The 23,093-nt window shown below is 54.1% G+C and carries 20 protein-coding genes; 13 read left to right on the top strand and 7 right to left on the bottom strand.

What is annotated here, in order from left to right; translation table 11 throughout:
- Window positions 1–93: 93 nt before the first annotated feature.
- Window positions 94–801 carry an aspartate/glutamate racemase gene (locus ACLJRE_RS01540; RefSeq protein ID WP_023212719.1) on the top strand — a complete coding sequence of 236 codons (708 nt, stop codon included), beginning with the start codon at window positions 94–96 and terminating at the stop codon, window positions 799–801.
- On the opposite strand, the gene ACLJRE_RS01535 is transcribed toward ACLJRE_RS01540, so the two are convergent.
- On the bottom strand, window positions 773–1,708 hold the full coding sequence (locus ACLJRE_RS01535; RefSeq protein ID WP_000741798.1) for a LysR family transcriptional regulator: 936 nt from the start codon (window positions 1,706–1,708) through the stop codon (window positions 773–775). The two genes, ACLJRE_RS01540 and ACLJRE_RS01535, sit on opposite strands and share 29 nt — an antisense overlap.
- Window positions 1,709–1,825: 117 nt before the next feature.
- Here ACLJRE_RS01535 and lysA point away from each other — a divergent pair, with 117 nt between their 5' ends.
- Window positions 1,826–3,088: a diaminopimelate decarboxylase gene (gene lysA / locus ACLJRE_RS01530; protein ID WP_001657232.1), complete on the top strand. Its 1,263-nt coding sequence runs from the start codon at window positions 1,826–1,828 to the stop codon at window positions 3,086–3,088.
- A 9-nt stretch (window positions 3,089–3,097) separates the two neighbouring features.
- Here the strand turns inward: lysA and ACLJRE_RS01525 are convergent, their stop codons facing one another.
- Both ACLJRE_RS01525 and galR read right to left on the bottom strand, forming a co-directional pair.
- The gene (locus tag ACLJRE_RS01525; protein WP_000968338.1) at window positions 3,098–4,120 is read right to left on the bottom strand and encodes a LacI family DNA-binding transcriptional regulator; all 1,023 of its coding nucleotides are present in this window, start codon (window positions 4,118–4,120) and stop codon (window positions 3,098–3,100) included.
- A 10-nt stretch (window positions 4,121–4,130) separates the two neighbouring features.
- The gene (galR, locus tag ACLJRE_RS01520; RefSeq protein ID WP_000201030.1) at window positions 4,131–5,159 is read right to left on the bottom strand and encodes an HTH-type transcriptional regulator GalR; all 1,029 of its coding nucleotides are present in this window, start codon (window positions 5,157–5,159) and stop codon (window positions 4,131–4,133) included.
- A 592-nt stretch (window positions 5,160–5,751) separates the two neighbouring features.
- Between galR and aas the strand changes: the two genes are divergently transcribed.
- Window positions 5,752–7,911, top strand: a complete 2,160-nt coding sequence (gene aas, locus ACLJRE_RS01515; RefSeq protein ID WP_023212720.1) for a bifunctional acyl-ACP--phospholipid O-acyltransferase/long-chain-fatty-acid--ACP ligase — start codon at window positions 5,752–5,754, stop codon at window positions 7,909–7,911.
- On the top strand, window positions 7,904–9,106 hold the full coding sequence (gene lplT / locus ACLJRE_RS01510) for a lysophospholipid transporter LplT (protein WP_023212721.1): 1,203 nt from the start codon (window positions 7,904–7,906) through the stop codon (window positions 9,104–9,106). Before aas ends, lplT begins: the two co-directional genes overlap by 8 nt.
- A gap of 86 nt (window positions 9,107–9,192) precedes the next feature.
- Here the strand turns inward: lplT and ACLJRE_RS01505 are convergent, their stop codons facing one another.
- The 4 genes from ACLJRE_RS01505 to mutH form a co-directional block, all read right to left on the bottom strand.
- Window positions 9,193–10,233: an NADP(H)-dependent aldo-keto reductase gene (locus ACLJRE_RS01505; RefSeq protein WP_023212722.1), complete on the bottom strand. Its 1,041-nt coding sequence runs from the start codon at window positions 10,231–10,233 to the stop codon at window positions 9,193–9,195.
- 190 nt (window positions 10,234–10,423) lie between these two features.
- Entirely contained in the window at window positions 10,424–10,642 is a 219-nt protein-coding gene (locus ACLJRE_RS01500; RefSeq protein WP_000758662.1) for a YgdI/YgdR family lipoprotein, read from the bottom strand.
- A gap of 170 nt (window positions 10,643–10,812) precedes the next feature.
- Window positions 10,813–11,526 carry a TerC family protein gene (locus ACLJRE_RS01495; protein WP_000895635.1) on the bottom strand — a complete coding sequence of 238 codons (714 nt, stop codon included), beginning with the start codon at window positions 11,524–11,526 and terminating at the stop codon, window positions 10,813–10,815.
- Window positions 11,527–11,707: 181 nt separating this feature from the next.
- Window positions 11,708–12,403: a DNA mismatch repair endonuclease MutH gene (gene mutH / locus ACLJRE_RS01490; RefSeq protein ID WP_001726905.1), complete on the bottom strand. Its 696-nt coding sequence runs from the start codon at window positions 12,401–12,403 to the stop codon at window positions 11,708–11,710.
- Window positions 12,404–13,085: 682 nt separating this feature from the next.
- On the opposite strand from mutH, the gene rppH reads away from it, so the two are divergent.
- The 9 genes from rppH (at window position 13,086) to recC (ending at window position 23,072) form a co-directional block, all read left to right on the top strand.
- Window positions 13,086–13,616 carry an RNA pyrophosphohydrolase gene (gene rppH, locus ACLJRE_RS01485; protein WP_000564481.1) on the top strand — a complete coding sequence of 177 codons (531 nt, stop codon included), beginning with the start codon at window positions 13,086–13,088 and terminating at the stop codon, window positions 13,614–13,616.
- 12 nt (window positions 13,617–13,628) lie between these two features.
- Entirely contained in the window at window positions 13,629–15,875 is a 2,247-nt protein-coding gene (gene ptsP / locus ACLJRE_RS01480) for a phosphoenolpyruvate--protein phosphotransferase (protein ID WP_000957888.1), read from the top strand.
- A gap of 215 nt (window positions 15,876–16,090) precedes the next feature.
- Window positions 16,091–16,966, top strand: a complete 876-nt coding sequence (lgt, locus tag ACLJRE_RS01475) for a prolipoprotein diacylglyceryl transferase (RefSeq protein WP_000204645.1) — start codon at window positions 16,091–16,093, stop codon at window positions 16,964–16,966.
- Window positions 16,967–16,972: 6 nt separating this feature from the next.
- Window positions 16,973–17,767, top strand: coding sequence for a thymidylate synthase (gene thyA / locus ACLJRE_RS01470; RefSeq protein WP_000816247.1), 795 nt, complete (start codon window positions 16,973–16,975; stop codon window positions 17,765–17,767).
- Between the two features lie 184 nt (window positions 17,768–17,951).
- Window positions 17,952–18,422, top strand: a complete 471-nt coding sequence (locus tag ACLJRE_RS01465) for a prepilin peptidase-dependent protein (protein WP_000744668.1) — start codon at window positions 17,952–17,954, stop codon at window positions 18,420–18,422.
- Window positions 18,413–18,976: a prepilin peptidase-dependent protein gene (locus tag ACLJRE_RS01460; RefSeq protein WP_023212724.1), complete on the top strand. Its 564-nt coding sequence runs from the start codon at window positions 18,413–18,415 to the stop codon at window positions 18,974–18,976. Before ACLJRE_RS01465 ends, ACLJRE_RS01460 begins: the two co-directional genes overlap by 10 nt.
- Window positions 18,973–19,380: a DUF2509 family protein gene (locus ACLJRE_RS01455; RefSeq protein ID WP_001078532.1), complete on the top strand. Its 408-nt coding sequence runs from the start codon at window positions 18,973–18,975 to the stop codon at window positions 19,378–19,380. The genes ACLJRE_RS01460 and ACLJRE_RS01455 overlap by 4 nt, the downstream gene beginning before the upstream one ends.
- Window positions 19,365–19,685 carry a prepilin-type N-terminal cleavage/methylation domain-containing protein gene (locus ACLJRE_RS01450; protein WP_000019294.1) on the top strand — a complete coding sequence of 107 codons (321 nt, stop codon included), beginning with the start codon at window positions 19,365–19,367 and terminating at the stop codon, window positions 19,683–19,685. The genes ACLJRE_RS01455 and ACLJRE_RS01450 overlap by 16 nt, the downstream gene beginning before the upstream one ends.
- A 15-nt stretch (window positions 19,686–19,700) precedes the next feature.
- Window positions 19,701–23,072 (top strand): exodeoxyribonuclease V subunit gamma, encoded by a 3,372-nt coding sequence (recC, locus tag ACLJRE_RS01445; protein WP_023212725.1) that lies wholly within the window; start codon window positions 19,701–19,703, stop codon window positions 23,070–23,072.
- Window positions 23,073–23,093 lie beyond the last annotated feature (21 nt).

Raw genomic sequence — 23,093 nt, 5'->3', positions numbered from 1 at the left:
TAACGCCTGTTATCCGGCATGATGAAAAATAGACTGGAAACGGATGTGTAAGTTTGCTTCACTGCCATAATGCTTTACAAAAAGGAGAGCGCAGTGAAAACGATCGGACTGTTGGGTGGTATGAGCTGGGAATCGACTATCCCTTATTACCGTTTAATCAATGAAGGCATTAAACAGCAGTTGGGAGGCCTGCACTCGGCGAGATTACTGCTGCATAGCGTAGATTTCCACGATATTGAAGTATGTCAACGCCGCGGCGAGTGGGATAAAGCGGGCGATATCCTGGCGCAGGCCGCGCAGGGGTTACAGCAGGCGGGTGCAGAAGGCATTGTGCTGTGTACCAACACCATGCATAAAATCGCGCACATTATTGAATCTCGTTGTTCGCTGCCTTTCCTACACATCGCGGATGCTACCGGGCGAGCCATCGCCCGTCAGGGGTTGCATCGCGTGGCGCTATTAGGGACTCGCTATACGATGGAGCAGGATTTTTATCGCGGGCGGCTGGAACAGCAATTTGCGATTGAGACCATCGTGCCGGAGGCGGACGATCGGGCGCGTATCAATCAGGTCATTTTTGACGAGCTCTGCCAGGGGACATTCACTGACGCGTCGCGCCACTATTATTTACAGGTTATCGAACAACTGGCTGCGCAAGGCGCGCAGGGCGTTATTTTTGGCTGCACTGAAATAGGTTTGCTTGTTCCCCAGACGCAAAGCGCGCTACCGGTTTTCGATACCACGGCAATTCATGCCGCAGATGCCGTGAGCTTTATGCTTTCGTCATCGGCCCCAGAATAACCTCCAGCGGTTCGACCAGGCGCGAAAGGTGCGTTTGTAAATGCTTACTGAAGGCGTCAACCAGCGCGGAGGCGGGGCGGTGTAGCGGGCGAATCAGGCTGACGGTAAAGGGCACGTCAATGCTGAAGCGGCGAACGGTGACGCCGCTGGCGGCATAGTCCAGCGCGGTTAGCGGGTTAACGATCGAAACGCCCGCCCCGGCGCGCACCATCGCGCAGACGGAGGCCGCGCTATGCGTTTCCACCACCATTCTGCGCTTCACCTGATGTTCGGCAAATAACGTATCCAACAACTGTCGATAGCTGTCCAGGCGGGAGAGGCTGATAAAGTTTTCCCCCTGAAAATCGTCTGGCGTCAGTACCGTTTTGGCGGCAAGCGGATGGTCGCAGGGCAGTACGCACACTTCATTTAGCGTTAGTAACTCGGTACGGGTTGTTCCTGCCGGGGCATGAAGCGTCTCCGTCAGCCCTAAGTCGTGGCGCTGGGCGGAGAGCCACTCTTCCAGCAACGGCGACTCCTGCGGCACAATATTCAGGCTGACATCCGGATAACGCGCCAGAAAAGGCGGTAGTAACGGCGGCAAAAAGGATTGTGAAAAGACCGGCAGGCAGGCGATAGAGAGCTCGCCCTGACGGAACTCGCGCAGGCTTTCCGCCGCGCTGACGATGCGATCCAACCCATACCAGGAGCGTTGTACCTCTTCGAACAGGCGTAGCCCTTGCACCGTCGGATGTAAACGCCCGCGTGTGCGCTCAAACAGCGTTAATCCCAGCACTTTCTCAAAACGCGCCAGCTCGCGACTGACGGTAGGCTGCGAGGTATGCAGCAGCCGCGCCGCTTCGGTGAGATTTCCGGCAGTCATTACGGCGTGAAAAATTTCAATGTGACGTAAATTAACGGCAGCCATACGTTTCCCTGAATCATTTATCCCATATCATTTTTGCATAGGCTGACAATAAAACGATATTTTTTATTCTTTCTAAGGTATGGCGTAATCGTTAAAAAGCCTGTTCCGGAGTTTGTTATGTCATTGCCGCATTATCACGCTGAAACTGACCTTAACGCTGAAAATTTGCTCAGATTGCCTGCTGAATTTGGCTGTCCGGTCTGGGTCTATGACGCGCACATTATTCGCCGTCAGATAGCCGCCCTGCAGCAGTTTGACGTCGTGCGTTTTGCGCAAAAAGCCTGTTCGAACATTCATATCCTGCGCTTAATGCGCGCGCAGGGTGTCAAGGTGGATTCTGTTTCATTGGGAGAGATCGAACGTGCGCTGGCGGCGGGCTACGATCCGCAAACGTGCCCTGATGATATCGTTTTTACCGCCGATGTGATTGATGCCGCCACGCTGGCGCGCGTCAGTGAACTGCATATTCCGGTCAATGCCGGCTCGGTAGATATGCTGACGCAGCTTGGTCAGGTTTCGCCTGGGCATCGCGTCTGGTTGCGCGTGAATCCTGGCTTTGGTCACGGCCACAGCCAGAAAACCAACACCGGGGGCGAAAACAGCAAACACGGCATCTGGCATAGCGATCTTCCAGCGGCGCTGGCGGTAATGCAGAAATACCGACTGAAACTTGTCGGTATCCATATGCACATTGGTTCCGGCGTCGATTATGGCCATCTGGAGCAGGTTTGCGGCGCGATGGTACGCCAGGTGCTGGAATGTGGTCAGGATGTGGAGGCGATTTCGGCAGGCGGCGGACTCTCGATACCTTATCGTGAGGGAGAAGAGCCCGTTGATACGCGCCATTACTATGGCCTGTGGAACGCAGCGCGCGAGCAAATCGCCCGCCATCTGGGACATGCGGTCAAACTTGAGATCGAACCCGGACGTTTTCTGGTGGCGCAATCGGGCGTGCTGGTAACGCAGGTGCGTAGCGTAAAACAGATGGGAAGCCGCCATTTCGTGCTGGTAGATGCGGGTTTTAACGATCTGATGCGCCCGGCGATGTACGGTAGCTATCACCGTATTTCGGCGCTGGCGGCGGATGGTCGCGCGCTTGAAAATGGCCCGTGGGTCGAGACGGTGGTCGCCGGGCCGCTATGCGAATCAGGCGATGTTTTTACGCAGCAGGAAGGGGGAATGGTTGAAACACGCGCCTTACCTGCGGTCATCCCCGGCGATTACCTCGTATTGCACGATACCGGCGCGTACGGCGCGTCTATGTCATCGAATTACAACAGCCGCCCGCTCCTGCCGGAAGTGCTGTTTGACAATGGACAGGCGCGGCTGATCCGCCGTCGTCAGACCATTGAAGAGCTGTTAGCGCTGGAGATGTTCTGAAGCGCATCATTAGGCCGGACGTTGAAAAAACGGGCCCGCGGCGACGGACTCGCGCAGAATCAGCGTGCCGGTAAAGGGCGGGATCGGGGCGACCGGCTCGCTGTTCGCCAGACGAACGGCCTGATCGATTGCGGTGGCTATCATATCCTCGATGGGTAAATAGACTGTTGAAAGCCCCGGTTCAAGCCAGGTTGCGCCCGGCGCATCGTCAAAACCAAACAGCGACACATCCTGCGGGATGCGTAATCCGGCCTGGCGCAGCGCTTTTGCCGCGCCCAGCGCCGTGTCATCATTACAGGCGAATAGCGCGCTAAACGTGACGCCTTCCTCCAGTAATTCCCGGCAGGCGTCATAGCCGCGCGTCAGCGTGTAATCGCCGTATTTCACTTTTGCCGGTTGCCAGGGAATGCCATATTTTTCCAGCGCCTTGCGATAACCCGCTACGCGTGATGTGCCGGTGGGAGTATGAACAGGCAGCGTAATACAGGCGATATCGCGATGGCCCTGCGTAATCAGATATTCCACCGCCTGGAATGCCGCCGTCTCCTGCTCAAAGAAAATAGCGCGATCGCGGGCCTGAGTGACGTTGCGATTAATAATCACCAGCGGCATTTCCGTGGCGTCAATCAACGACAAAATCGCCGGCTCATCCATATAGCGAGTGTAAAGAATAATAGCGTCGCACTGTCTGTCGGCCAACATTTGTACGGCTTTCTGCTCTCGTTCCGGCGTATCGTGACCATCGGTGACGATCAACTGCTTGTTATGAAACTCCGCCTGGCGCGACGCCCGGCGCAACAAACTGCCAAAATAGAAGCCGTCAAACGTAGAGACGACCAGACCGATGCTGTTGCTGGTGCGATTCGCCAGCGAGCGTGCCAGCAGGTTGGGGCGATAGTCCAGAGCCTGCATCGCCGTAAACACTTTCTGGCGCGTGCTTTCTTTTACCTGCCCCGTCCCATTCAGCACTCGTGAGACGGTGGCCTTTGATACGCCCGCATGGCGGGAAACATCCAGCATTGTCGCCATCATGCTACCCTGATTAATCGGTTGTCGACAGGTGTCCGGTATCCGTCGGCGTGGATACCGAATGTCGGCGTACCAGTGTCGGACTAAATACATGAGTTACTTCTGGCGTAGGGCATTTCCCCGCCAACGCTAACGCCAGCTCCGCCGCCTGTGTCGCCATGGTGACGATCGGATACCGAATGGTGGTCAGTCGGGGACGCACATAGCGTGAGACCAGTACATCATCAAAACCGATGAGCGATACTTCGCCCGGCACCCCCACGCCATTATCATTTAATACTCCCATCGCGCCAGCCGCCATCGAGTCGTTATAGCAGGCCACCGCGGTAAAATTTCTGCCGCGGCCTAATAACTCAGTCATCGCCTGCTCGCCGCCGCTTTCATCCGGTTCGCCGAACGTCACCAGCCGATCGTTAGCCGGAATATGGCTTTCCGCCAGCGCATCGTAATAGCCCCTCAGGCGATCTTCGGCATCAGAGATGGTGTGGTTGGAACAGATATACCCAATACGCGTATGACCTTGCTGGATCAGATGTCGGGTCGCCAGCCATGCCCCGTAACGGTCATCCAGCGCGACACAGCGGTGTTCTAACCCCGGTAAAATGCGGTTAATCAGCACCATGCCGGGGATTTGCTTCATTAATGAGGCCAGGTCCGCATCCGGAATCATTTTGGCGTGTACCACTAACGCTGCGCAACGATGACGAATCAACTGTTCAATAGCCTGACGCTCTTTTTGTTCGTTATGATACCCGTTGCCAATCAGTAAAAAATTTCCGGTGTGATACGCCACCTGTTCAACGGCTTTCACCATCGCGCCGAAAAAAGGATCGGAAACGTCGCCGACCACCAGACCGAGGGTTTCCGTTGCCTGCTGTGCCAGCGCGCGCGCGTTGGCGTTAGGGTGATAGCTCAGGGACTCCATTGCGCTGGTCACCGCCAGCCGGGACGCTTCGCTGGCTTTTGGCGAATCGTTAATAACGCGAGAAACGGTGGCGACTGAAACACCGGCCAGTCGGGCTACATCTTTTATGGTCGCCATGATAATACCTATAGTGGGTAAACGCTTACATTACGCCAGTTTTACGGAAAATGAACGTCTGTTCAAGCCTCTTGCCCCGCCGTGTCGGGCAAATGTGACCTGCACGGGAGAAATGCGTCTGTAAAGTGACAATACAAATCTTTCGTTACAGTTTGCGAAGCGCTGTTGCGATTGTCTGCTGGCAGGCCAGCGAGTCAGGTTGATAGAGTGGTGATCCCAGAGGTATTGATAGGTGGAATCAACGTCATTGTTGATCACACGAATTACACCAACCTGCGTAGAGATGCGCAGGTTTTTTTTTGTTTCGCCTGAACCTGTAACAGTAACGGATAATTTACACAACTCGTTGCATTTCCGTTTATTCCTTTGCGTTTTCGGACTGGCGATGCAGACGCGCGAAGCCCACAATCAAGATCCCAGAGGTATTGATTGGTGAGATTATTCGGTACGCTCTTCGTACCTGTCTCTTGCACCAACCTGCGCGGATGCGCAGGTTTTTTTTCGAACCTATTTTGCTATCGCTCCTGTTACGCAACTCGTGTAATCTGCCACAATTCATGTTTTAGCGAATTGTCGGCCAAAGGGAGTTGAAATGCTGTTTGGATTTTTCCGTAACCTGTTTCGCGTGCTTTATCGTGTGCGCGTCACTGGCGATGTCCGGGCGCTACAGGGGAACCGGGTCTTAATTACCCCCAATCACGTTTCATTTATCGATGGTATGCTACTGGCGCTGTTTTTGCCGGTACGGCCTGTCTTTGCGGTATATACCTCCATCAGCCAGCAATGGTATATGCGCTGGTTAACGCCGCTGATCGATTTTGTGCCGCTCGATCCCACTAAACCCATGTCCATTAAACACCTGGTGCGTCTGGTGGAGCTGGGGCGTCCAGTGGTGATTTTCCCGGAAGGGCGGATTTCCGTGACCGGCTCGCTGATGAAAATTTATGACGGCGCAGGCTTTGTGGCGGCAAAATCGGGCGCAACCGTCATTCCGCTCCGCATTGACGGCGCGGAGCTTACGCCTTTCAGTCGCCTTAAAGGTCTGGTTAAACGGCGCTTATTCCCCCGCATTCAGCTTCATATTTTACCGCCGACGCAAATACCGATGCCGGAAGCGCCGCGCGCGCGCGACAGACGTAAGATAGCGGGTGAGATGCTGCACCAGATCATGATGGAAGCGCGTATGGCGGTGCGCCCGCGCGAGACGTTATACGAATCGTTGCTGGCGGCGCAATATCGTTACGGCGCAGGTAAAAACTGTATTGAGGACATTAACTTTACGCCGGATACGTATCGTAAGTTACTGACCAAGACGCTTTTTGTTGGCCGGATTCTGGAAAAGTACAGCGTTGAGGGCGAGAAAATCGGTTTAATGCTGCCGAATGCCGCCATCAGCGCGGCGGTGATTTTCGGCGCGGTTTCTCGTCGCCGCATTCCGGCCATGATGAACTACACAGCGGGGGTAAAAGGGCTGACCAGCGCGATTACCGCGGCGGAAATTAAAACGATTTTTACCTCCCGCCAGTTCCTCGATAAAGGTAAATTATGGCACCTGCCGGAACAGCTAACGCAGGTTCGCTGGGTTTACCTGGAAGATTTAAAAGCGGACGTCACACCCGCCGACAAGCTGTGGATTTTTGCCCACCTCCTGGTGCCGCGACTGGCACAGGTAAAACAGCAGCCGGAAGACGCGGCGATCATTCTTTTTACCTCCGGCTCGGAAGGGCACCCGAAAGGGGTGGTGCACAGCCATAAAAGCATTCTGGCGAACGTCGAGCAGATAAAAACGATTGCGGATTTCACCGCCAATGACCGTTTTATGTCGGCGCTGCCGCTCTTTCACTCGTTCGGTTTGACGGTGGGCCTGTTTACGCCGTTGTTGACCGGCGCGGAAGTGTTTCTTTATCCAAGCCCGCTGCACTATCGCATTGTGCCGGAACTGGTCTATGACCGTAACTGTACCGTGCTGTTTGGTACATCAACCTTCCTCGGCAACTATGCGCGCTTTGCCAATCCGTATGATTTTTATCGCCTGCGCTATGTGGTGGCCGGTGCGGAAAAACTTCAGGAGAGCACTAAACAACTGTGGCAGGATAAATTCGGTCTGCGCATTCTTGAGGGCTACGGGGTAACGGAATGCGCGCCAGTAGTCTCGATTAACGTGCCGATGGCGGCTAAGCCGGGCACTGTTGGCCGCATTCTGCCTGGCATGGACGCGCGTCTGCTGGCGGTGCCCGGTATTGAAAACGGCGGTCGGCTACAGCTGAAAGGGCCGAATATCATGAATGGCTATCTGCGCGTGGAAAAACCGGGCGTGCTGGAGGTGCCGTCAGCGGAAAACGCCAGAGGCGAAACCGAGCGCGGGTGGTACGACACGGGCGATATTGTACGCTTCGATGAAAATGGTTTTGTGCAGATTCAGGGGCGCGCGAAACGCTTTGCGAAAATTGCTGGCGAAATGGTCTCGCTGGAGATGGTCGAGCAACTGGCGCTTGGCGTTTCGGCGGACAAAATGCACGCTACCGCCATTAAAAGCGATGCCAGCAAAGGTGAAGCGCTGGTACTGTTTACGACTGACAGCGAACTCACCCGAGAAAAGTTACAGCACTATGCCCGTGAACACGGTATTCCGGAACTGGCCGTCCCGCGTGATATTCGTTATCTGAAACAGCTTCCCTTGCTTGGCAGCGGGAAACCCGATTTTGTGACGCTGAAAAGTTGGGTGGATGCGCCGGAACAACATCATGAGTGAGTCAGTACGTACTAACACTTCCATCTGGTCGAAAGGGATGCTGTCGGTGATTGTCGCGCAGTTTCTCTCGGCTTTTGGCGATAATGCGCTGCTGTTCGCGACGCTGGCACTGCTGAAAGCTCAGTTTTACCCGGACTGGAGCCAGCCTGTTTTGCAAATGGTGTTTGTGGGCGCTTACATTCTTTTTGCGCCGTTTGTCGGCCAGATAGCGGACAGCTTTGCCAAAGGCCAGGTGATGATGGTCGCCAATGGTCTTAAACTGGCGGGAGCGGCAGGTATCTGCCTCGGCGTGAATCCTTTTGTCGGTTATACGTTGGTCGGGATTGGCGCGGCGGCTTATTCTCCGGCGAAATACGGTATTCTGGGCGAACTGACGACGGGCGATAAGCTGGTGAAAGCCAATGGCCTGATGGAAGCCTCTACGATTGCGGCGATTTTGCTCGGTTCCGTCGCGGGCGGCGTATTGGCCGACTGGCATGTCATCGCCGCGCTGGTTGCCTGCGCGTTGGCCTACGCTGGCGCAGTGGCGGCGAACCTGTTTATCCCGAAGCTTGTGGCGGCGCGTCCAGGACAATCCTGGCGGTTGTCGGCGATGACGCGTAGCTTCTTCTGCGCTTGCGTTGTCCTTTGGCGTAACGGTGAAACGCGTTTTTCGCTGGTGGGGACCGGGCTATTCTGGGGCGCAGGCGTGACGCTGCGTTTTCTGCTGGTGCTGTGGGTGCCGGTGGCGCTGGGCATTACGGATAACGCCACGCCAACTTACCTGAACGCCATGGTGGCGGTAGGCATTGTGGTCGGCGCGGGTGCGGCGGCAAAACTGGTGATGCTGGAGACCGTATCGCGCTGTATGCCCGCCGGGATTTTGATTGGCGTTGTGGTTGCGATCTTCTCATTACAGCACGCATTGCTGCCTGCTTATGCCTTGTTGCTGTTGATAGGTATGCTGGGCGGCTTTTTTGTGGTGCCGCTCAACGCCTTGCTCCAGGAGCGCGGTAAGAAGAGCGTTGGCGCCGGGAATGCCATTGCCGTACAAAATCTGGGCGAGAATAGCGCCATGCTATTAATGCTGGGACTGTACTCGCTCGCGGTGCTGGTTGGCGTTCCGGCAGTGGCGATAGGTATCGGCTTTGGCGTGCTGTTCGCGCTGGCGATCGCGGCGCTGTGGATCTGGCAGCGCCGGCAGGCATCATACTGAGTGAATATGCCGGGCGGCGAGTGCGCGTTATCCGGCTTACATTGTCTCTGTAAGCCCGGAAGCGTAGCGCCACCGGGCACTGACCATCACGGCGCCGGGTAGGTATAAACCTGATGCGCCGCCTCAATCTCCGCCAGAACCTCTTCGCTTAACGTCAGATGCAGACTTTCCACATTCGTCTTGAGCTGCGCCATCGTGGTTGCGCCCAGTAACGTACTGGCGACAAACGGCTGGCGGCGAACAAAGGCCAGCGCCATCTGCGCCGGATCAAGATTGTGACGCTTCGCGATATCGACGTAGGCGGCAACGGCTTTTTGCGCCTGTTCGCCGCTGTAACGTGTGAAGCGGCTGAACAAGGTATTCCGCGCGCCTGCGGGTTTGGCCTCGTTCAGGTATTTACCGGTTAATGTGCCAAACGCCAGACAGGAATAGGCGAGCAATTCAACACCTTCATACTGGCTGACTTCCGCCAGTCCGACCTCGTAACTGCGGTTTAACAGGCTATAGGGGTTCTGGATAGTGACAATACGCGGCAGGTCATGTTTTTCCGCCAGATGCAGATAGCGCATAACGCCAAACGCTGTCTCATTTGAAACGCCAATATAACGAATCTTACCCGCTCGCTGAAACTCACTTAGCGCGTCTAACGTCTCTAGTAGACTTACTACTGGCGTGGAGTCTGTCCAGTTATAGCCGAGTTTACCGAAGCTGTTAGTGGGGCGCTGCGGCCAGTGCACCTGATACAAATCCAGATAGTCGGTCTGCAATCGGGTCAAGCTGCCGTGTAGCGCTTCGCGAATATTTTTACGATCCAGCGCCTGATGAGGCCGGATGCCTTGATCATTATTACGTGCCGGTCCGCTAACTTTGCTGGCGATGATCAGTTTTTCACGGTTGCCGCGTTTGGCGAGCCAGTTACCGATATAGGATTCCGTCAGCCCTTGTGTTTCCGGGCGCGGAGGTACCGGATACATCTCGGCGGCATCGATAAGGTTAATGCCATTTGCGATGGCATAGTCGAGCTGTGCGTGAGCGTCGGCTTCGCTGTTTTGTTCACCAAATGTCATTGTGCCCAGCCCTAGCGTACTTACTTCGAGCGAGCTGTGGGGTATACGGTGATAGTGCATAGCCGTTTCCTTTTTATTATGAAGTCAGAAATTCCCGACAAAGGACAATAAAAATGGCAGAGGGAAGGCAAAAGGGAAAGTAAAATTGCAGGCTGCGCGGCGTAATGGTTACCGGGCGTGGTCGCCACGCACCGTTACAGGACGCAGCCTGAAGGTTTGCAGAACGCTGACCTCGATCACAGGCCACCGCTTAACGTTCGATGATTTGAGACACTTCGTCACGGTTGATTTGCATCTCGTTTCCCTGTGCATCGGTATAGCTGACCAGACCGGTATCATCGTCAACTTGTGGTTTTCCATCGGTCAGGATCATACGACCATCTTTCGTTGCCATTACATAATCGCTGCTGCATCCGGATACCGCAAAAGCCAACCCTACTGCGGAAATTACAACTGCCCACTTTTTCATCCGTTTGTCCTCACGTAGCCTGCATCTGATAATAGTCTGTTAATCATATGTCTGATAATAGTCTAGTAATAACGCGCAGCTCTGCATGTCGGAAGCAGCAAAATCTTAATCTGTGAGAAGAAAGGAAATAAAGTGAGTATTCGCTCCCCCGGCGGGGGAGCGAGACAGGATTACAGCGGATTCTTTTTATTACGCAACAGGTTCAGGCTCTCTACTGCGATAGAGAAGAACATGGCGAAATAGATATACCCTTTCGGAACGTGAACGTCGAAACTTTCCAGAATCAGGGTAAAGCCAACCAGGATCAGAAAGGAGAGCGCCAGCATTTTTACCGACGGATGGCGATCGACAAACTCGCCGATGGGCCGTGCCGCAAACATCATGACGCCCACGGCAATAACGACTGCCGCCATCATAATAAACAGATGATCGGAGAGGCCAACCGCTGTGATAACTGAATCAAGGCTGAAAATAATATCCAGCAGCATAATCTGCACTATTGCGCCCAGGAAAGAAGAAACCCGGGTTTTTAACCCTTCTTCTTCGCCTTCGATGGACTCATGGATCTCCTTGCTGGCTTTCCAGATTAAAAATAACCCGCCCAGTAGAAGAATGAGATCGCGGGCGGAAATCGCTTCGCCGAAAAGCTCAAACAGCGGATTAGTCAGCCGAGTGACCCAGGCGATTGACGCCAGCAGCGCCAGGCGCATGACCATCGCCGCCGCCAACCCAAGCCGCCGTGCGTGGTTCCGTTGCGCCGTAGGAAGTTTTGCTACCACCAGAGAAAGAAAAATAATGTTGTCGATCCCAAGTACAATCTCCAGCAGCGTCAGCGTACCGAGCGCCAGCCAGGCATTAGGATCGGTTATCCATGCAAATAACATCGAACAAAGTCCTGCCAAAAAAAGAAGCGGTAATTATAGGCCCGTCGAGTGACGGGCGAAAGCCCAGGCTGAATTTGCGCAACCAGGAACGGTGTAAAATAGCGGCGACAATACGCTTACGTTTATCCGGCATCGGCCCGATGCGTAGCCATAGCGGAGGCGCATTTGCGTGTAATGGACGTTACGGATTCTGCAATAAAAAATGGCGAGCCAGCAGCGCCTGCGTAAAATTTTTTTTCAGATAAAATCCACGCGGTAGCGTCAAAATAGGTTCCCCGCGCGCGCCGATAGCCTCGGTGAGCGCCCTGGCATTGGCGGCTTTGGGTCGCAGTTGCAAGACTTCGCCATGGCGGGCGGTAATGCGTTCCACCTGGCCCAGCACTATCATGTCCATCAGCTCTTCCCAGTCGAGGCGTAGCTGCCTGTCCTCTTCTTCACTCGGACTCCAGAGTAGCGGCGAACCTACGCGGCGTTCGGCTAACGGTATGCTGCGATCGCCTTCGACCGGTACCCATAGCACGCGCTTCAATTTATGCCGTACGTGACTTGTCTCCCAGGTCACGCCGCTGTTACCGGTTAACGGCGCCACGCAAACAAAGGTTGTTTCCAGAGGACGACCCAGACTATCCACCGGGATGGTTTTCAGTTCTACGCCTAACGCGGCGAAATCCTGCTCCGGCTTGCTCCCGGCGCTGGCGCCGAGCCAGATCTCCAGCAAGACGCCGATCCAGCCTTTGTCTCGCTTCAAATCTTTAGGCGTGGTAATGCCGGCCATCGCCGCCAGCTCGCCTAACGTATAGCCGGAAAGCTGCCGCGCCTGGGCTAACAGCAATGCTTCCGAAGCAGGCGGAGTCGGTAGCGGACAAAGAGCGGACATGACTATTACCTTAGGTTAAAAAGTGAACAGTGATTTTATACCGTATGGGCAGAGTTTATCTTTTTCTGTGTCTTATATTCAATAGACTGATTTTTATTGCCTTTTTTGTGTTGTTTCTTCGTGTTGCGCAACGCTGAAGCGGGTTTTCCAATTCTGGTCACTGACAATAAACAGGATCTTACACTATGTTATCCACAGAAAGTTGGGATAACTGTGTAAAACCACCACTACTGTTTCCATTTACAGCCTTGACGTGCGACGAAAATCGAAAATTCAGACAAATAGTGCGTAAGTTATTGGCACAATCTGTGGATAAAACCGACGCTGGTTGATCTTTCATCAGCATAAGGATCTTAGATGTGATACTGGTCACGCTTTATGAAGGCGGCATGTAGGATTTGTCTATAACACAATGAATATAAGGCACTATTTTTACTGTTTTCCGCATGAGGAATTCAGACTGTTCTGGGTTTTCCCGTGGTAATTCCATACTTCTTCACAACTATATCCACAGAAAAGGTGAATAAAATGGCGCAAGGGCGTCATCATCTGTTTATAACTCGGCTATTTACTGTGAGTTATTCAATTGTTATTAGGCTGTGTCACTATTACAGAGTGGTTTACCGCCTCACTGGAGTATGAAACAATCGTTCATATATAAGGTTTATGTTGAGGTAGTCCGGTGATTGATGACGATGGCTACCGCCCAAATGTAGGTATCGTAATTTGTAATCGTCAGGGGCAGGTGATGTGGGCCCGGCGATTTGGTCAGCACTCCTGGCAGTTCCCGCAGGGCGGGATAAATCCAGGGGAGTCGGCAGAACAGGCGATGTACCGGGAACTGTTTGAAGAAGTTGGGTTAAGCCGTAAAGATGTGCGGATCCTTGCTTCTACTCGCAACTGGTTGCGTTACAAGTTACCAAAACGTTTGGTGCGTTGGGACACAAAGCCGGTATGTATCGGCCAGAAACAAAAGTGGTTTCTTTTGCAGTTAATGAGCGCCGACGCCGAAATCAATATGCAAACCAGCAGTACGCCGGAGTTTGACGGCTGGCGCTGGGTAAGTTACTGGTATCCGGTTCGACAAGTGGTGTCATTTAAACGCGATGTCTACCGCAGGGTAATGAAAGAGTTTGCAAGTGTTGTCATGGCGCTTCAGGATAATCCCCCTAAGCTACAAAGCGCGCCTGCTTATCGACGTAAAAGAGGTTAAGCCACGCAAATTATGCTCACTCGCCTGCGCGAAATAGTCGAAAAAGTGGCCAGTGCGCCGCGTCTGAACGAGGCGCTGAATATTCTGGTCACGGATATCTGTCTTGCGATGGATACAGAGGTTTGCTCGGTTTACCTGGCCGATCATGACCGACGTTGTTATTACCTGATGGCGACGCGGGGGTTGAAAAAACCGCGTGGTCGAACCGTTGCGCTTGCGTTTGATGAGGGGATCGTCGGTCTGGTGGGCAGACTGGCGGAGCCCATTAACCTTGCCGATGCGCAAAAACATCCCAGCTTTAAATACATTCCTTCGGTAAAAGAGGAGCGTTTTCGCGCGTTTCTCGGCGTGCCGATCATTCAGCGTCGCCAACTTCTCGGCGTGCTGGTCGTACAGCAGCGCGAATTGCGCCAGTACGATGAAAGCGAAGAGTCTTTCCTCGTCACGCTCGCTACGCAGATGGCGGCTATCCTGTCACAGTCGCAGGTCACAGCGCTGTTCGGGCAATACCGGCAGACGCGAATCCGCGCGCTTCCTGCGGCGCCGGGCGTGGCTATCGCAACGGGCTGGCAAGACGCGACCATGCCGCTGATGGAACAGGTTTACGAAGCGTCTACGCTGGATACCTCTCTTGAACGCGAACGACTGACCGGCGCGCTGGAAGAGGCGGCGAACGAATTCCGACGATACAGCAAACGCTTTGCCGCCGGCGCGCAAAAAGAGACGGCGGCCATTTTCGATCTGTACTCACACCTGCTTTCAGATGCCAGACTGCGTCGCGAACTCTTCGCCGAGGTCGACAAAGGCGCTGTTGCGGAGTGGGCCGTTAAAAAAATCATCGAAAAATTTGCCGAGCAATTTGCGGCGCTAACCGATAACTACCTCAAAGAACGTGCGGGAGACTTACGCACGCTGGGGCAGCGGCTGTTATTCCACCTTGATGATTCAGTTCAGGGGCCAAACGCCTGGCCGGAACGTTTTATTCTGGTCGCGGATGAGCTGTCGGCGACCACCCTGGCGGAGCTGCCGCAGGACAGGCTGGCGGGCGTTGTAGTGCGCGACGGCGCGGCAAACTCGCATGCGGCGATTATGGTGCGCGCGCTCGGTATCCCGACCGTCATGGGCGCGGATATCCAGCCTTCGGTGCTACATCGCCGTACGTTGGTGGTGGATGGCTATCGCGGTGAATTACTGGTCGATCCTGAACCCGTGCTTATTCAGGAATATCAGCGACTCATTAGTGAAGAGATAGAACTCAGTCGTCTGGCGGAGGACGACGTCAATCTTCCCGCCCAACTGAAAAGCGGCGAGCGAGTCAAAGTGATGCTGAATGCCGGGCTCAGCCCCGAGCATGAGGAAAAGTTAGGCAGTCGGATCGACGGTATCGGCCTGTACCGTACTGAAATTCCCTTTATGCTGCAAAGCGGGTTTCCCTCGGAAGAAGAGCAGGTGGCGCAGTATCAAGGGATGCTGCAAATGTTTAACGATAAACCGGTGACGCTGCGGACCCTGGATGTGGGAGCGGATAAACAACTGCCCTATATGCCGATCAGCGAGGAGAACCCGTGCCTGGGCTGGCGCGGGATCCGCATTACGCTGGATCAGCCGGAGATATTTTTGATCCAGGTCCGCGCGATGCTGCGCGCCAATGCGGCGACTGGCAACCTCAGCATTTTGTTGCCGATGGTCACCAGTATTGATGAAGTCGATGAAGCGCGGCGTCTGATCGAACGCGCCGGGCGCGAGGTCGAGGAGATGATCGGCTATGCGATCCCGAAACCGCGTATCGGCATTATGCTGGAAGTGCCGTCCATGGTATTTATGCTGCCGCATCTGGCTAACCGGATCGACTTTATCTCGGTCGGCACCAACGATTTAACGCAATATATCCTGGCGGTAGATCGCAACAATACTCGCGTGGCCAGTATTTACGACAGTCTGCATCCGGCTATGCTGCGCGCACTGTCCATGATTGCGCAGGAAGCCGAAAAAAATGGCCTCGATCTTCGCTTGTGCGGCGAGATGGCGGGCGATCCGATGTGCGTGGCGATTCTTATCGGTCTGGGATATCGCCATCTTTCGATGAATGGCCGTTCGGTAGCGCGTGTGAAATATCTGCTGCGGCATATCGATTTTGAAGACGCGCAAACCCTTGCCAGACGCAGCCTTGAGGCGCAGATGGCGACCGAAGTGCGTCATCAGGTGGCGGCGTTTATGGAGCGCCGCGGGATGGGGGGATTGATTCGCGGAGGGTTGTAACGACTGGAGCGGGAAAAGAGAGTGACTGTGGATTCACGGCGCAGACAACACGCCTGCAAGATGAAAGACAATGCGTATACATATCTTTTAACGGTAATCGGCATCTCGCTTTTAACCCTTGTGCTATTATTCGCACCTTTGGAGCGTCTGCAACGCGCAGGCGCGCTTATCAATCGCTATCTCTTCAGCGAAATAACAAGAAATTGTGGTGACAGATGACCAGTAGCTATCTGCATTTTCCGGACTTTGATCCGGTCATTTTCTCAATTGGGCCCGTCGCGCTTCACTGGTATGGCTTGATGTATCTGGTGGGGTTCGTTTTCGCGATGTGGTTGGCGGTGCGTCGTGCTAACCGTCCGGGAAGCGGTTGGACCAAAAACGAAGTTGAAAATTTACTCTATGCAGGTTTCCTGGGGGTGTTCCTGGGGGGGCGTATTGGCTATGTCCTGTTTTATAACTTCCCTCTGTTTCTGGATAACCCGCTCTATTTATTCCGCGTCTGGGACGGCGGTATGTCCTTCCACGGCGGGCTTATCGGCGTGATACTGGTGATGATTATCTTCGCCAGGCGCACGAAGCGCTCGTTCTTTCAGGTGTCTGATTTTATTGCGCCGTTAATTCCGTTCGGCCTGGGCGCCGGGCGTCTGGGCAACTTTATCAACGGTGAATTGTGGGGGCGCGTCGATCCTGACTTCCGGTTTGCCATGCTCTTTCCTGGCTCACGCGCGGAAGATATTGCGCTGCTGCCGTCACATCCGCAATGGCAGCCTATTTTTGATACCTACGGCGTATTGCCGCGCCACCCTTCCCAGTTGTATGAGCTGGCATTAGAAGGCGTGGTGCTGTTTATCATTCTTAATCTCTTTATTCGCAAACCGCGTCCGATGGGCGCAGTCTCCGGATTATTCCTGATTGGCTATGGCGCGTTTCGTATCATTGTTGAATTCTTCCGCCAGCCGGACGCGCAATTTACCGGCGCGTGGGTACAGTACATCAGCATGGGGCAGATTCTCTCTATCCCGATGATTATCGCTGGCGCGATCATGATGGTTTGGGCATATCGCCGCCGCCCGCAGCAACACGTTTCCTGAGGAACCATGAAACAGTATTTAGAACTGATGCAAAAAGTGCTGGATGAAGGCACACAGAAAAACGACCGTACCGGCACCGGCACGCTTTCCATTTTTGGCCATCAGATGCGTTTTAACCTGCAGGAAGGCTTTCCTCTGGTGACGACAAAACGCTGCCATTTACGTTCAATTATTCACGAACTGCTATGGTTTTTGCAGGGCGATACCAACATCGCTTACCTGCACGAAAATAATGTCACCATCTGGGACGAATGGGCCGATGAGAACGGCGATTTAGGCCCGGTTTATGGTAAGCAGTGGCGGGCATGGCCAACACCGGATGGCCGCCATATCGATCAGATCGCCACGGTTTTAAGCCAGCTTAAAAACGACCCGGACTCTCGTCGTATTATCGTTTCTGCGTGGAACGTCGGCGAGCTGGATAAGATGGCGCTGGCGCCGTGTCACGCCTTTTTCCAGTTTTATGTCGCAGATGGAAAACTCTCCTGCCAGCTTTATCAACGCTCCTGCGATGTGTTCCTCGGTCTGCCGTTCAACATTGCCAGCTACGCGTTACTGGTGCATATGATGGCGCAACAGTGCGACCTGGACGTCGGCGATTTTGTCTGGACCGGCGGCGACACGCACCTGTACAGCAACCATATGGAGCAGACGCACCTGCAATTAAGCCGTGAACCGCGCGCGCTGCCGAAGCTGGTCATTAAGCGTAAACCTGATTCGCTTTTTGACTACCGGTTCGATGATTTCGAAATTGAAGGCTATGATCCGCACCCCGGTATTAAAGCGCCGGTCGCTATCTAAGCGTTGACGATCCTGCCATAACCGACGTCATTGCGCGTCGGTTTTTTTTACCCTTCGTCTCAATCTTCGGCGCGCATTCCTGAAATTTTGCAACGCGCTGCAAGACATGAACTTTTTTCCGTAACGCGCCGAACAATCTGTATTTGGCGCTCGTTATTTTTCTTCCGCCCGCCATACTGCCGACATGAAAAAACAACAGGGCTATACGCTCATTGAAACGGTGGTCGCGATGTCGCTCATTATCATTCTCAGCGCCACAGGACTTTATGGCTGGCAACGCTGGCAGCAGCAACAGCGCCTGTGGCAAACCGCATGTCAGGTGCGGGATTACCTGCTGCAACTTCGTGAGGACGCTCACTGGCATAACCGCGATCACATTCTTCGCGTGGTCAGCGAAGGTGGTTCATGGTGCTTTGTCAGCTCTGTTGCTACGCAAACATCGTGTACGCCATCTTCCCCCTTTGTGTTTACGCCCGACTGGCGTGATGTCGTCCTTGCCGATATCACGCCATCGTTAGCCTTCTTTGGCTTGCGCAATACGGCATGGGCAGGGCACATCGTACTGAAAAACGCTGCCGGAGAGTGGCGTCTGGTCGTCTCCTCCTGGGGGCGAATCAGGCTATGCGAGCGTAACGAGGCCGCCACGTGTCAATAACCACGCGGGGGTTCTCGCTACTGGAGGTTGTGCTGGCGATGGTGATAGGTTCCATTTTACTGCTTGGATCCGCACGATTTTTACCGGCGCTACAGCGTGAGATCTGGCACAACACGCGACAGTTATCGCTGGAAGATGAAATCTGGCAGCGAACCTATACCGTAGCGAAGCATCTTCAACGTGCGGGTTACTGTCATGGCCACTGTATTGGCGAAGGGTTACATCTTGCTGAACAGGGGCAATGCGTCATCGTTCAGTGGGACGGGAATAATAACGGTGTCTGGGATACCATACCGGCGAAAGAGGCCGACCAGACCGGGTTCCGTATGAAGGATAACGTTCTGGAAACATTACGCGGAGCAACATCTTGCCAGGGGAAGGGATGGGAAAAAATGACCGATCCCAATACGGTACTCATCACGGCTTTTACCGTTGAGCGACGGGATATAACGGGATTCTCGCCAGTGCTCATGCTGCATCTGCGCGGCGCCAGCAAAGCCGAGCCTCAGACGGTTATTGACGCGCAATACAGCGTAACGGGATTTAATCTGTGAATCGGGAACGTGGCGCTTCTTCGCTAATACTGGCGCTTTTAATACTGATTCTGGGTAGTCTGCTACTGCAAGGCGTAAATCAGCAGCAGGCCAGCTATGCCGCCCGCGTGACGACGCAGAGCCTGGCGATACAACGCCAGGCGCTCGTACAGTCGGCGCTGGAATGGGGGCGGGGGCAGCTATGGTCAGGCGTAACCGAAATGGAATGTCGGCGCTATTCCTCTTCAGGAGCAAGAGTCTGTTTGCGGAGATTATCGGGGGATGAGGTGGTGATGGCGGCGCAAGATGACGGCATGACGTTATGGCGTTTGGGCAACGTCATTCAGGGAAGTATTGTCTTTTCTCCCCACGGCTGGAGTGATTTTTGTCCGTTAAAAGAGGTGGCGTTATGTCGCATCCCCTGAATTTACAACGCGGGTTTAGCCTCCCGGAAGTTTTAGTGGCGATGGTTCTAATGGTAATGATCGTCACCGCGCTGTCAGGCTATCAGCGGGTATTAATGCACAGTTTTGCATTACGACACCAGTATCTCCAGATCTGGCGGCAGGCGTGGCAGCAAACGGCGCTGTATCCATTTTCGCCTGCTGAAGGCTGGAAGGCCAACCGGATGCAGACAACGCAATCGGGATGTGTCAGCATCAGCGTCACGATGGTTTCACCCTCTGGCAGGCAGGGGCAGATGACGCGCTTGCATTGTCCAAATCGTTAATCGTCAGGAGTAATTATGTTAAGGGTCTACCACTCCAATCGTCTGGATGTGCTGGAAGCGTTGATGGAGTTCATCGTCGAACGCGAGCGGCTGGATGATCCCTTTGAACCAGAAATGATTCTGGTTCAAAGCACGGGTATGGCGCAGTGGCTGCAGATGACCCTTTCACAAAAGTTTGGTATTGCGGCGAATATCGCTTTTCCGTTACCGGCGAGTTTTATCTGGGAGATGTTTGTCCGCGTGTTGCCGGATATCCCCAAAGAAAGCGCTTTCAGCAAACAAAGCATGAGCTGGAAACTGATGACCTTGCTGCCGCAGTTGCTGGATAAGGATGAGTTTGTACTGCTGCGCCATTATCTGACCGACGACACTGATAAACGCAAACTCTTTCAGCTTTCCGCGCGCGCCGCCGACCTGTTCGATCAGTATCTGGTTTATCGGCCTGACTGGCTTACGCAGTGGGAGGCGGGAGAAACCGTGGAAGGTCTGGGGGAGGCGCAAAACTGGCAGGCGCCGCTGTGGAAAGCATTGGTGGAATATACCGCCGCGCTGGGGCAGCCGCGCTGGCATCGCGCCAATCTCTACCAACGCTTTATTCAAACGCTGGAAAGCGCGACCGCCTGCCCGCCAGGGTTGCCGTCCCGCGTTTTTATTTGCGGCATTTCCGCGTTACCGCCAGTGTATCTCAGAGCGTTGCAGGCGCTGGGCAAACATATTGAAATTCATCTCCTTTTTACTAATCCGTGTCGGTATTACTGGGGGGACATTAAAGACCCAGCCTGGCTGGCAAAACTCATGGCTCGCCAGCGTCGTCACAGTTTTGAAGACCGTCATTTACCGTTGTTCCGTGAAAACCAGAATCCGGAAGCCTTATTTAACAGCGACGGTGAACAGGATATCGGTAATCCGCTACTGGCCTCATGGGGAAAACTGGGGCGGGATTATATCTACCTGCTATCTGAACTGGAAAACAGCCAGGAGCTGGATGCGTTTGTTGATATTACGCCAGATAATCTTTTGCATCGGATTCAGGCGGATATTCTTGAACTGGAAAGCCATGCGGTGGCGGGCGTAAACCTTGAGGAGTATTCGCGCAGCGACAATAAGCGTCTGCTCGATCCCGAAGATAACAGCCTCTCTTTTCACGTTTGTCACAGCCCGCAGCGCGAGGTGGAGATACTGCACGATCGCCTTCTGGCGATGCTGGAAGCCGATCCGACGCTAACGCCGCGCGACATTATCGTTATGGTGGCTGATATTGACAGCTATAGCCCGTTTATCCAGGCGGTATTTGGTAGCGCGCCAACGGAGCGCTATCTGCCTTATGCCATTTCCGATCGGCGGGCGCGTCAGTCACATCCGGTGTTACAGGCATTTATCAGCCTACTTTCGTTACCGGACAGCCGCTTCGTCTCCGAGGATGTTCTGGCGTTGTTAGACGTACCGGTATTGGCTGCCCGCTTTACGATCAACGAAGAAGGGCTGCGTTATTTGCGCTTGTGGGTCAATGAGTCAGGCATTCGCTGGGGAATTGACGATGACAACGTACGCGAGCTGGAACTTCCTGCCACGGGACAGCATACATGGCAATTTGGCCTGACGCGTATGCTGCTGGGGTATGCGATGGAAAGCGCCCAAGGCGAGTGGCAGTCGGTTCTGCCTTATGACGAATCCAGCGGTCTGATTGCTGAGCTGGTCGGGCATCTGGCTTCGCTGCTGATGCAGCTTAATATCTGGCGGCGCGGTCTGGCGCAGGAGCGACCGCTGGAAGAGTGGTTGCCCGTTTGTCGCGACATGCTCAATGATTTCTTCCTGCCCGATGCGGACACGGAAGCGGCAATGACATTGATTGAACAGCAGTGGCAGGCCATTATCGCCGAAGGCGTCGCGGCGGAATATGGCGACGCGGTACCGATTTCGCTACTGCGGGATGAACTGGCGCAGCGTCTGGATCAGGAACGTATTAGCCAGCGCTTCCTGGCGGGCCCCATCAATATTTGTACGCTGATGCCGATGCGTTCCATTCCGTTCAGAGTCGTTTGCCTGCTGGGAATGAACGACGGCGTATACCCGCGCCAGCTTGCGCCGTTGGGCTTTGACCTGATGAGCCAAAAACCCATGCGCGGGGATCGAAGCCGTCGCGACGATGACCGCTATCTGTTTCTGGAAGCGTTAATCTCGGCGCAGCAAACGCTGTATATCAGCTACATCGGTCGCTCCATCCAGGATAATAGCGAACGCTTTCCCTCTGTACTGGTGCAAGAATTGGTGGATTACATCGGGCAAAGCCACTATTTGCCGGGCGACGAAATGCTGACCTGTGATGAGAGCGAAGCACGAGTCAAAGCGCATATTACGCGTCTGCATACCCGTATGCCTTTTGATGCGCAAAATTACCAACCCGGCGAACAGCAAAGTTATGCCAGAGAGTGGTTGCCTGCGGCGAGTCAGTCGGGAAAAGCGCATTCTGACTTTGTGCAGCCGCTTCCTTTTACGATGCCGGAAACATTGACTCTGGAAAGTCTGCAGCGTTTTTGGGCCCATCCGGTACGCGCATTTTTTCAGATGCGGCTTCAGGTTAATTTCCGCTCGGAAGAGAGTGAGATTCCTGATGCGGAACCGTTTGAATTAGAGGGGTTGACGCGATATCAACTTAACCAACAGTTGCTCAATACGCTGGTTGAAGAGGACGACGTCGAACGCTTGTTCCGCCGTTTCCGGGCAGCGGGAGAGCTGCCTTACGGCGCGTTTGGCGAAATATTCTGGGATGCGCAATGTCAGGAGATGCAGCAACTGGCAAGCCGGGTCATCGCCTGCCGTAAGCCGAGCCAAAGCCTGGAAGTGGATCTGCTTTGCAATGGCGTTCAGCTAACCGGCTGGCTACCGCAGGTACAGGAGGATGGATTATTGCGCTGGCGTCCCGCTTTAATCAGCGTTGCGCAAGGTGTGCAACTTTGGCTGGAACACCTTGTCTATTGTGCCAGCGGCGGTAGTGGCGAAAGTCGCCTGTTTTTGCGCAAAGAGGGAGAATGGCGATTTCCGCCTCTTGATAAAACGCAGGCAATGGCTTACCTGGCGCAACTGATTGAAGGCTACCGGGAAGGCATGTCTTCTCCGCTATTGGTACTGCCGGAAAGCGGCGGCGCATGGATAAAAGCCTGTTATGACGCTGAAAATGATGTCATGTTAGACGACGATGATACCTTACAGAAGGCCAGGACAAAGTTTTTACAGGCTTATGAAGGCAACATGATGGTGAGCGGCGAAGGCGAAGATATCTGGTATCAACGTCTTTGGCGTCAGCTGGAATCTGAAACGTTGCAGGCTATCATTGCGCAGTCCCGGCATTACCTGTTACCGCTGTTTCGTTTTAATCAGTCTCGTTGATTGTATGAAAATCGCGCCATT

This window comes from Salmonella sp. SAL04157 (genome assembly GCF_046551635.1).
GTDB lineage: Bacteria > Pseudomonadota > Gammaproteobacteria > Enterobacterales > Enterobacteriaceae > Salmonella > Salmonella enterica.
This window is presented reverse-complemented; position numbering and strand designations above follow the sequence as displayed.

Excerpts from the sequence above, each read along its gene's own strand:
- ACLJRE_RS01535 (WP_000741798.1), bottom strand. The coding sequence starts at position 1,708 with ATGGCTGCCGTTAATTTACGTCACATTGAAATTTTTCACGCCGTAATG.
- lysA (WP_001657232.1), top strand. The coding sequence starts at position 1,826 with ATGTCATTGCCGCATTATCACGCTGAAACTGACCTTAACGCTGAAAAT.
- ACLJRE_RS01525 (WP_000968338.1), bottom strand. The coding sequence starts at position 4,120 with ATGATGGCGACAATGCTGGATGTTTCCCGCCATGCGGGCGTATCAAAG.
- galR (WP_000201030.1), bottom strand. The coding sequence starts at position 5,159 with ATGGCGACCATAAAAGATGTAGCCCGACTGGCCGGTGTTTCAGTCGCC.
- aas (WP_023212720.1), top strand. The coding sequence starts at position 5,752 with ATGCTGTTTGGATTTTTCCGTAACCTGTTTCGCGTGCTTTATCGTGTG.
- lplT (WP_023212721.1), top strand. The coding sequence starts at position 7,904 with ATGAGTGAGTCAGTACGTACTAACACTTCCATCTGGTCGAAAGGGATG.
- ACLJRE_RS01505 (WP_023212722.1), bottom strand. The coding sequence starts at position 10,233 with ATGCACTATCACCGTATACCCCACAGCTCGCTCGAAGTAAGTACGCTA.
- ACLJRE_RS01500 (WP_000758662.1), bottom strand. The coding sequence starts at position 10,642 with ATGAAAAAGTGGGCAGTTGTAATTTCCGCAGTAGGGTTGGCTTTTGCG.
- ACLJRE_RS01495 (WP_000895635.1), bottom strand. The coding sequence starts at position 11,526 with ATGTTATTTGCATGGATAACCGATCCTAATGCCTGGCTGGCGCTCGGT.
- mutH (WP_001726905.1), bottom strand. The coding sequence starts at position 12,403 with ATGTCCGCTCTTTGTCCGCTACCGACTCCGCCTGCTTCGGAAGCATTG.
- ptsP (WP_000957888.1), top strand. The coding sequence starts at position 13,629 with ATGCTCACTCGCCTGCGCGAAATAGTCGAAAAAGTGGCCAGTGCGCCG.
- lgt (WP_000204645.1), top strand. The coding sequence starts at position 16,091 with ATGACCAGTAGCTATCTGCATTTTCCGGACTTTGATCCGGTCATTTTC.
- thyA (WP_000816247.1), top strand. The coding sequence starts at position 16,973 with ATGAAACAGTATTTAGAACTGATGCAAAAAGTGCTGGATGAAGGCACA.
- ACLJRE_RS01465 (WP_000744668.1), top strand. The coding sequence starts at position 17,952 with ATGAAAAAACAACAGGGCTATACGCTCATTGAAACGGTGGTCGCGATG.
- ACLJRE_RS01450 (WP_000019294.1), top strand. The coding sequence starts at position 19,365 with ATGTCGCATCCCCTGAATTTACAACGCGGGTTTAGCCTCCCGGAAGTT.
- recC (WP_023212725.1), top strand. The coding sequence starts at position 19,701 with ATGTTAAGGGTCTACCACTCCAATCGTCTGGATGTGCTGGAAGCGTTG.